The sequence below is a fragment of the Microcoleus sp. Pol11C3 genome (genome assembly GCF_036701485.1).
Taxonomy (GTDB): domain Bacteria; phylum Cyanobacteriota; class Cyanobacteriia; order Cyanobacteriales; family Microcoleaceae; genus Microcoleus.
In genome coordinates, this window is sequence record NZ_JAUBQW010000259.1 from 1 (window position 1) to 2,793 (window position 2,793).

At 44.8% G+C, this 2,793-nt stretch carries 2 protein-coding genes; both read right to left on the reverse strand.

Translation table 11 applies throughout. The annotated features are described in order from the left end of the window. Window positions 1–36: 36 nt before the first annotated feature. Complete coding sequence (locus tag QUA40_RS28210) at window positions 37–1,731, reverse strand: ABC transporter substrate-binding protein (RefSeq protein WP_333131945.1); 1,695 nt, start codon at window positions 1,729–1,731, stop codon at window positions 37–39. 234 nt (window positions 1,732–1,965) lie between these two features. Beyond that, entirely contained in the window at window positions 1,966–2,619 is a 654-nt protein-coding gene (locus QUA40_RS28215) for a hypothetical protein (RefSeq protein ID WP_333131947.1), read from the reverse strand. Window positions 2,620–2,793: the final 174 nt, after the last annotated feature.

Below are 2,793 nucleotides of genomic sequence, written 5' to 3' on the forward strand. Positions count from 1 at the left end.
GTCTCTATTTTCAGCGCGGCTTCTTGGCTCTATCCTTTATGCAGCAAGCATTATAGGTACGTTGTCACCCGCTAAGTTTTTACTCACATCCTCAAAAGACTCAGAACCCAAAGGGCTCGGAATCCAACCTTTAACATTCTTACGTTTCCCTAAAAGCGGCTGCGAATGCACAATCGGCAAACGGACAGCCTCCCCATGCAAAATCTCGCTAACTTCCGCATAAATTTTCGCCCTAGCTGCTTTATCCCCACTCGCCCTTCCCCGATCCAAAAGTTCCAGAACTTTCGGATTTTTCCAATTTCCCAAATCCCCCGTGGAACCAGGGCCGAAGTGAGGATAATAAAAATTGTCTGGATCCCCATAATCTCCAGTCCAACCCATCATAAAAGCTTGAAATCCGGGAGGTTTGAGTCGATCGGCTAAATAAGCAGACCAATCCTTTGTCAGCAATTTTACCCGAATCCCGATCGCGCTCAAATCCGCCGCAAAAGCCTCAGCGATCGGCTTCGGCGTGGGAAAATAGGGACGGCTGACGGGCATATACCACAAATCCAAATCAAAACCGTTCGGATAACCGGCTTTCGCCAGCATTGCTTTAGCTTGCTGCGGGTTAAATTCATAATCTTTAACTCGATCGGACTCTGCCAAATTCAGCGCAGGCGGGATAAATTGCGAGTCGTATTTTCCGAGTTCTCCCCAGAAAGCTTTGACTATTGCTTGCTTGTTAAGTGTTTGGGCGATCGCCCGCCTGACTTCTGGTTTTGACAAAGGTTCGTAACTCGGATTTAAGGCTAAATAACCGACATTAAAAGAAGGTCGCACAACAGCTTCTAAATTAGGATCTCCCTGAACTTCTTTCAGTTGATCCGGCGTTAAATCCACACTAAAATCAAGTTGTCCTGCTCGCAACTGAGCCAGTCTCGCCGCCGGATCATCAACAAAACGAATTACCAATTGATTGACTTTTGGCGTGCCAGTTTTCCAATAACTCGGATTTTTTTCTAAGATAATGCGATCGCCCGATCGCCATTCCTGAAACACAAAAGGCCCCGTACCCACCGCCAGCGACCCCGGAGTGCCGTATTTAGCACCCGCTTTTTTCACCGCCGCCGGACTCGCCATCCCGAAATAACCAGACCCAATCGCCGAGGGAAAAGCAGCAAAAGGTTGATTTAAAACAAACTTAATCGTAGACTTATCAACAACCGCCACATCTTTTACTAAAGAATTTTTTTCTCCCTTAAACCCGCCAAAAAAATCTTTCCAAATCGGATAATTCTTGCCTGCTTCTCGAAAACCGTTAGGATTTTTCGCATCCCACCAGCGCTCCACATTAAACTTAACAGCTTCCGCATCAAAATCCGTACCGTCGTGAAACTTTACCCCCGAACGCAATTTAAAAGTCCAAGTTTTACCATCTTTAGAACTTGACCATTCAGTAGCGAGACTCGGCTCAAGTTCCACAGTTCCCGGTTTAAAATCAGTCAAGCGATTGTAAATTTGGTCGATAACAATCACCGAATTGCCATCAGTAATATTTCCCGGTTCCAGATTGATCGGCGGCCCGCCCGCACCGTAAACTAAAGCCCCAGCCGGAACCGCAGCAGGAGTTGGCCCAGTTGGAGAATTATTGCTAACCGTGTTTGAGGGCGTGCCGCAATTTGATAAAATTACAGCCATCCCAAAAACTAGACCTAATAAAAATAAACGCCAGGGTTTTAACAATCTCATTTCAATAGCTCCCCTTGACTAGCAAACTGTACTCATGTAATAATAAAATGGTAATTCTCCCCGGCTCTTCCATCTGCGAACTCTGCGGTTAATTTAATAAATTCTATCAGGACTTACGCAACTGTCACAAGCACTAGCGGCTAAGCCACACCATCCGCCCAAAAACAAGACCCTAAACATAGTTAGGGATAGAACAAGCCAACTCCAGTTCTATCCTAACTATTTCTGAACCTATCAAGCAGCTTTTTCTCCAAAAAACTTTAGCCGTTTCAACCACTTCTGCCAGTATTCCAGCAATTGTTCGCGTTCCAACACAAATATTTCCCCATCTTCACCTGGAAGAGCCACAACAATCAAAGCATTAACAATTTTATTACCAAACAGAGTCTCACCATAGCATCGATTAATTGCCCCACCATAAGCAACTAACTGTAAAGGCTTATCGTAGAGTTTTTCTACTCGTAGTTTAGGTTCTTCAGCAGTTGTCCACTCAATAGTGCATGGAACACCTTGATAACGGGCAACTAAATCAACTTTCCCGGCGTATCCGTCCACATAATTTGGCACAACAGTCTCGACCAAATGGACATCGCTAAGTTTCTCCAGTACAGGCTGAACGCTATAACAATAGGGCTCAATTAAGCTGGAAGCAGTGGGAGATAACCCTTGCAAATAATCCTTAACCCACTGATGCAATAGTTCTCCCCGGCGACGGCTGGTCACAGCTATGCGATTTGCTTCTGCGTTCCCTACTTTCTTGCGCCAATTAGAAAGAGCAGCTACAGACTCAATCGCCTGTGTAGCCTTAAGTATTGTGCTAACTGCTGGTAGCAGAATGCCATTTTCATCTTGGTAGTCAAACCGTCCATTAGCCCTAGTTCTTTTCACGATCAGAATCTCCCAAAAATTGCTAAATTCAATTTCGCAATTTAGCTTTGGAGATATCTCTCACGTTGAGGCTGACTTAGACTGACTTAGGCTGACATATAGCCTTTCTCAGAAAGATGAGGTACAATAACAGCAGTGTGTAAACCAGTTAAAAATATTTGACGATGTAACTTG

Excerpts from the sequence above, each read along its gene's own strand:
- QUA40_RS28210 (WP_333131945.1), bottom strand. The coding sequence starts at position 1,731 with ATGAGATTGTTAAAACCCTGGCGTTTATTTTTATTAGGTCTAGTTTTT.